The 7234-nt window shown below is 38.2% G+C and carries 5 protein-coding genes and 1 pseudogene; all 6 read left to right on the top strand.

The window, feature by feature from the left end; all coding sequences use genetic code 11:
- Positions 1-89: 89 nt before the first annotated feature.
- The gene (locus ACTHJT_RS04470) at positions 90-437 is read left to right on the top strand and encodes a cytochrome C oxidase subunit IV family protein (protein WP_440236651.1); all 348 of its coding nucleotides are present in this window, start codon (positions 90-92) and stop codon (positions 435-437) included.
- A gap of 49 nt (positions 438-486) precedes the next feature.
- A complete protein-coding gene (locus ACTHJT_RS04465) occupies positions 487-1155 on the top strand; it encodes an SCO family protein (RefSeq protein WP_440236650.1) in 669 nt (222 codons plus the stop codon).
- The gene (locus tag ACTHJT_RS04460; protein ID WP_440236649.1) at positions 1142-1684 is read left to right on the top strand and encodes a DUF420 domain-containing protein; all 543 of its coding nucleotides are present in this window, start codon (positions 1142-1144) and stop codon (positions 1682-1684) included. The genes ACTHJT_RS04465 and ACTHJT_RS04460 overlap by 14 nt, the downstream gene beginning before the upstream one ends.
- 12 nt (positions 1685-1696) lie before the next feature.
- Positions 1697-1948 carry a hypothetical protein gene (locus tag ACTHJT_RS04455; RefSeq protein WP_440236648.1) on the top strand — a complete coding sequence of 84 codons (252 nt, stop codon included), beginning with the start codon at positions 1697-1699 and terminating at the stop codon, positions 1946-1948.
- Positions 1949-1989: 41 nt separating this feature from the next.
- The gene (locus ACTHJT_RS04450; RefSeq protein ID WP_440236647.1) at positions 1990-5697 is read left to right on the top strand and encodes an ATP-binding protein; all 3708 of its coding nucleotides are present in this window, start codon (positions 1990-1992) and stop codon (positions 5695-5697) included.
- Positions 5694-7234: pseudogene (locus tag ACTHJT_RS04445) on the top strand (hypothetical protein); the annotation flags it as partial. The gene ACTHJT_RS04450 and the pseudogene ACTHJT_RS04445, both read left to right, overlap by 4 nt.

Below are 7234 nucleotides of genomic sequence, written 5' to 3'. Positions count from 1 at the left end.
TGGCACTTCGTCGATCTGGTATGGGTATTCGTATTCACGTTCTACTACTTAGTTTGATTCTGTTATTTAATTATAAAATATTCATTTAAATGGGACACGCATCACATCATTCAGGTCACTCAGCAGAAGTTCAGCCTAGAGATCCTGCTAAAATAAAACACTTATTAAAGGTTACTCTTATCTTAGCTGTTTTAACTGCCATTGAATTCGTATTGGCATTTACAGTTTCAAGAGGTCCTATTCTTACAACAATATTTGTGTTAATGACATTTGCTAAAACATTCTACATTGTTGGCGAATTCATGCACTTAAAATATGAAGTGAAGTTGTTGATTTGGGCAATAGCATTACCGGTTCTGTTTATTGTATGGTTAATTTTAGCCATGCTGATTGAAGCAGATTATGTACATGCTGCTATTGAATACATCTTTGGATAAACAATCATTTTAAGCAAACCATCGTGAAAGTTTGCTTATTCTATACATTATGAAAAATACTAAAAAGACCGTGTACTTGTGCCTAGCGCTACTTGCACCGGTCTTTTTAATTTTATTCTTTACTATTTTTGCGAGTTCCAGGCATAAACTGCCTGTATTTTTTGCTTATGATTCAATAGAAACTGAACGGGGCTATGTGATTACAGATGCCCATACTATCCCAGCTTATAAACTTATTGACCAAACGGGTGCTGAATTTAACAGTACGAACTACGATTCCTGCTTTAAAGTATACGATTTCATTTTTACACGCTGCGGAAGTATTTGTCCGGATATGACCACGCAATTAATTCGTGTACAGGAGGCTTTTAAGAATGACAAAGATATTGTCTTGATCTCTTTATCGGTAGATCCGGAGCATGATACGTCTCAGGTCCTTCAACACTATGCTACTAAATACAATGCCATTCCAGGGAAATGGTTCTTTTTAACCGGCGCCAAAGATTCTATTTATACACTGGGACAAAGAGAATTTTTCTTAACCGCGAAGCAGAACGAAGAAGACCTGACAGACTTTCTGCACAGTGATAAAGTTGTATTAGTTGATAAAAAAGGCTGGATCCGGGGGTATTATGATGGTACCGAGGAAAAGGACGTAGACCGCTTAATTACAGAGTTAAAAGTATTACAAAAAATCGAACGCGATGCAAAACGATAATAAACTGGCAAGAGTTTTAAATGACAAAACAGTCAATATCCTGGCTATCGGTATTCCCGTTGCAGTTATGTTATTACTAGGCATTCGTGTGAAGCTGGATTTAGGCTCCTGGACAAACACACTTCCTCATATCAATGGCTTGATTAATAGTCTGACATCGTTCTTTCTTATAATTGCGCTGGCTGCAATCAGAAGGAAAAATATCACCCTTCACCGCACGTGTATGTTGATTTGTGTAGTACTTGGACTTTTCTTCCTGGTAGCTTATATATTATATCATTTAACCCACCATTCTACAGCTTATGGCGGAACTTCTCCGTTAAATTATGTGTATTACTTCTTATTGATTACACATATTGTCCTTGCTGCGGTCGTGGTGTATTTTGTTTTGAAAGCACTACACTTTGCTTTTAACAACGATTTCGAACGCCATAAAAAGATCGTGAAATGGGCGTATCCAATCTGGTTATACGTTTCAGTATCCGGTGTTTTAGTATATTTAATGATTAGTCCTTATTACACGTTTTAAATCTGAGTAATTATGAAAAAGGCTTACATTATACTTCCTCTGCTGATTATTGTTTTGTTCATCGGTTTCGGGCTGGATGCCGATGCACAGTGTGCCATGTGCAAGGCCCAACTGGAGTCTGCCGATAAGGCTGCTAAAAATACCGGAATTAATTCAGGGATCTTATACTTAATGCTTTTTCCATATATACTGATAGGGGCAATTGCTTATATGTGGTACCGTTCGTCCCAAAAGAATAAAGAGAAGGGCATAACGGTTCAATAAACCTTATTTATTCACGGCATATTTCCGTATTTTTAGGATATATGACATCCCCTTTTAAAAACTTTTCTTCCTTACTGAAGTTATTACGCTGGTTTATTGGTGCATTACTAGTTGTTTTAACGCTACTATTGGTTTTCAGGGATTATTGTATCAAAGTTGACCAGTCGGTTTATTATTCAACCGTATCAAACAGAATTGATCGTGCGATCGAGGATGTTGAAGCTCAAAACAGAGAACTTGTGCGTACTATTCAATCGAATGGCGTGGCATTTACTGACCTGAATAAACTTAAGACTCCCTGCCCGTTTTACATTTATGAAAACAGTAATCTTGTTTATTGGTCTGAGTCTGAAAACGTACCTGCATACAGCTCGGTAATGGGTGCGTATGCCTGGGCTTATATCAGTAATAGTACCGGTAAATATCTTGTTCATAAAGACACTTTCGACCTGGGCGAACGTAAATTTGAGGCTGTTTCAATCATTGAACTGGAACGGTTGTATCCTGTTCAGAACTCCTTCATCAATAGCCACACTAATACGTTTTTTTTCAATAACATTCCTATACGTCTGTTTGTAGCCAATAAGTCCAGCGGCGAATCGATTACCATTAATGGGAAATATTTATGCAGCTATGAATGTGAATTGAGTGGCCAGGATTATCTCTATGGTTCCCTGGCTACTTTTACATACATTCTGTTGGTAGTTTTGGTTTGGTGTTATTTCATTATTGAAGTCAACCGTGCGAAGCACAGTTCGCCTAAAATCATCATTGTGCGGATTATCTTTTTTTTGTCATTGCGTGTGCTGCTTTTAATATTGAATCTGCCGGAGTATTTCTCTTCGCATGAAATATTTTCATCGGAATATTATGCAGCTTCCTTTTTTAGTGAATCGATCTTTGACTTAGTACTGAATATCTTCTGTGCGATTTATTTTTTATTTGAACTGATTTCAATGATTCAGCATAAATCGGTATACCGGTTTATTTACCTGAATAATAATAAGCGTAATGTATTTATAAAGATATCATTCAGCATTGTACTTTCCTGGATATTGATCATGGTATATTATTTAATGCTGAAAAGTATTGTAATCAACTCTACTATTTCACTAAATCTGATCGAAGATCTTGATTTATCCATTATTCGTTTTTTATTGATATTTTCTGTAGTTTCTATATCCTTTATCTTTTTTTATCTGATTCATCTTGCGTTACACCTGGTATGGAGGCTGCACCAGCGTTATCGGACAGGCAAACCTGTGCAGTTATTGATCATATATGGCATATGTATTTTAATAAGCAGTGCAATAGAAATAGAATTGATTTTCGTTTCCAGTATTCTATTTTGTTTTTCTATCTTAAGTTTAGTACAGGGGTATCCGTCGGTACTGGGTAAAATGAAATACCAGTCTTTTATTTACATTTTTTTATTTTCCCTGATTTCATCTTTGATTATTGGTAGTGCCATATACTTTAACGGAAGAAATAAAGTGACCCAGCAGATGAGCAAGTATGGTGAGCGCTTGCTCTATGACAGAGATGAAATAACCGAGTTTCTTTTACAGGAAGCGTCAGTGAATATCCAAGAGGATGTATTTATCCGGGAAAAGATTCTTTCACCATTTTCAGACCTGGGAATTGTGAAAGAGAAAATACAAAAGAAATATCTTTCGAATTATTTCAATGATTATGCGATCCGACTGGAATTATTTGACGCTACCGGTGAGCCTTTTAACATGCAACCTGGCCAAGTAACTTATAATGATTATTACAACACGGTTTTAATCAAGTCCACTTATTTAAATAAACTTGATCTGTATAGTTATAACGATCAGATCTCTAATACACGGAGATACATTTCAGTCAATAAAATTAAATCGAATAACAGTATCATTGCCTATATTATTGTAGAGCTGGAGTCTGGAAAGTATAACAAAAACAGTGTGTTCCCTGAACTCGTGCTGGATCAGAAGCAGGTGCAGGATAATAACAAGGATTATGATTATTGCATTTTTAATAAATCCAAGCTGGAAACGAATTATGGATACTTTAACTATGATCAGCGCTTCATAAATTTCATAAAAGCAAAACAGCAGAAAAATATTTATGAATGCAGGTATGAGGGATACTTCCATGTACTGGTAAAAGGTAAAGACGGGGCCTGGATCGTGGTAAGTAAGCCTTACAGCATCATGGATATTCTGGTCTCTAATGCGTCTATTTATTTCCTGTTTCATATCGCGGGGATTCTGATTATTGTGTTGCTGCATGTTTACCGGATCAGTGCGCAGAAGCGCCAGGTCAGTTATGCGGCTAAGGTACAGATCTATTTAAACCTGGCATTCTTTATTCCTTTGTTACTGGTAAGTATAATAACATTAGGGTTTGTAAATAAGAACTATGAGCAGTCTCTTGTGAACCGTTTTATCAATGACTCGGATAAGCTGGCTGCTATTATTTCGTCAAGAACAATTTTCCAGGATCGGATCAGTAAGGCATCTGCAACAGAGCTTTTACTGGAGTCGGATCTGACACGGGTAGAACAGCTAGATATAAATGTATATTCGACGAAAGGTGTTTTGATTTCGACCAATCAGCCGGAGGTTTACCGCAAAGGAATTTTATCGAACTATATCGATCCGACGGCGATTGCATCGTTACTGGAAAGCCGTAACCAGTATATCATTACCAATCAGCAGGTGGGCGACTTGTCGTACCGCTCTATTTACAGACTGATTCGTGTGCCGGGTACCGGCGGCATTGCAGGTATTGTTCACCTGCCGTTCTTTGAATCAAAAGAAGATATCAGCAAGCAGATTTCGACGTACTTAAAAACCATCCTGAATATATTTTCAATAGGCTTCATTATTTTATTATTGATCTCTTACCTCGTTGCGTATTACCTGACTTTTCCGTTAAAGCTCATCACGCAGGGTATTAAAAAGACAGGCTTATATGATAATGAACCTATACTATGGGAATCTTCAGATGAGATCGGCCGCCTGGTGCAGGAATATAATTCCATGTTGGTAAAACTGGATGACAGCAAACTTATCCTTGCAAACTCAGAGAAGGAGAGCGCCTGGCGGGAAATGGCAAGACAGGTGGCCCATGAAATAAAAAACCCGTTGACGCCTATGAAGCTTAAGCTTCAGTATTTGTTACAAAGGATTGAATCCAATACAACAAAACCTTCGGATGAGGAATTAAAGCAGTCGTTCAGGACAATCTTAACCCAGATTGATTCGTTAAGTGAAATAGCAAGTTCGTTCTCTTCTTTTTATAAACTACCTGAACTTACGCTTGAAAAAGTGGAAGTGAATAACCTGGTCAAGGACTTAGCTGCGCTGCACCAGCAACAGGAAAATACATTGATACAAACAAATGTGCCTGTTACAGCAACATTTATTTTAGCAGATCAAACCATGCTTGTAAATATTCTGAACAATTTGCTGCTGAATGCTATTCAGAGTATTCCTGATAAACGAAATATGCATATCCAGGTAAATGTAAGTCAGAAGCTGGATCGCGTGTTGATTGAAGTGAAGGATAATGGTTCCGGTATTCCACCTGAACTTCGTGAAAAAATATTCGTACCGTATTTCAGCACAAAATATTCCGGCTCTGGTATAGGACTGGCATTGGCGAAGCGTCTGGTAGAAGATATGAAAGGTGTTATATGGTTTGAAACGTCTCTTGATACGGGCACATCTTTTTATATTGAACTGCCTTACTATAACGAATGACCAAATACTATGTCATAACTCTTTTTTTGTATTTGCTTATTGTGCAGCGTAGTCAGGCACAGTATACCAATCTGCGTTGTAAGTGGGTAAAGCCTGCAGAAGGAGGAGTGAGAATTGATACGCTCACCATTGTACCCGGCAGCATTGAAGTAAAGGCTCCACTGGGCTATACCAGCAGCTACGAAGTATCTTCCAATAAGCTTAGTTTTTCTCCCAGTCCGCTTCCGGATTCTATTTTGGTTTGTTATCGAGTATATCCATTTGACCTGGGAAAGCGGATTTATAAAAGAGATCTTTCCGTGTACGACTCTTTAGGCGGTTATAGGGAAGTCATGCGGCTCAAGGGCTTTGGCAGCACGCCTCAGCAAAGAGAGGAGTTATTCTCAACTCCCGGCATTAATAAAACCGGGGTAATATCACGTGGAATTTCTGCAGGGAATAATCAAAGTGTTTTTGTGAATTCAACATTGAACCTGCAGCTGGATGGAAAGCTTACGGATAATCTAACCCTGACAGCGGTAATCTCGGATCAGAATATTCCTTTTCAGCCGGAAGGAAATACACAACAGATCCAACAGTTTGACCGTGTGTATGTGCAGCTGAAAAGCCCTAAAACGGCTTTGACCGTAGGGGATATTGTGTTGAACCAGAAATCCTATTTTTTAAATTACTATCGGAATGTACAAGGTGGGCATATCCAACATGTACATAAGAAGGATTCCATATTTGAAAGCGTTAGTCAGGCAGGCATTGGTATTTCAAAGGGGAAATTCAATACCATGCAGTTTGCTCCCAATACTGCCGATGCCTTGCAGGAAGGGGTGTTAGGGCCCTATCGGTTAAGAGGTGCCAACAACGAAGCGTATATTACCATCATTGCCAATTCTGAAAAAGTATACCTGGATGGAAAACTGTTGACAAGAGGTTTTGATTATGATTATGTGATTGATTACAACACGGCAGAAATAACATTTACGCCCTATGTGTTGATTACAAAATACAATCGTATGCGGGTAGATTTTGAATACTCGGATAAATACTATGCGCGTACGAATACTGCAGCTTCACAGACCATTAAAAGTAAGACCGGCCAATTTGGTTTTTATTATTATACAGAAAAAGACAATCCGCGTAATCCGGTTTTATTGGATCTGAGTAATGATGATCAGGTCTATTTATCTACCATCGGAGATGATCTCTCGAAAGCTTATGTAAGCGGAGTCGATTCTGTAGGATATTCTGCCAATGCAACCTTGTACCGGAAGATTATTGTAGGTACTACGAATGTATATCAGTATTCAACCAATCCTGACAGCGCTTTTTACCAGGTGAAATTTTCGCAGGTGTCGCAAGGAGCGGGTAGTTACGTGCTTGATAATAATACAGTAAATGCACGGGTATATAAATATGTGGGTGCCAATAATGGTAATTATGAACCTGTTCAGAGTATTCCAACGCCAAAGAAAAAACAAATGATCCAGGGATCGTTTGTTCAATCGGTTTCTTCCCACGAACAGATTTTTGCTGACATTGCATT

This window comes from Cytophaga sp., assembly GCF_051961495.1.
Taxonomy (GTDB): domain Bacteria; phylum Bacteroidota; class Bacteroidia; order Cytophagales; family Cytophagaceae; genus Cytophaga.
Note: the sequence above shows the minus strand (reverse complement) of the source record. Positions and strands in the feature narration are given on the sequence as shown.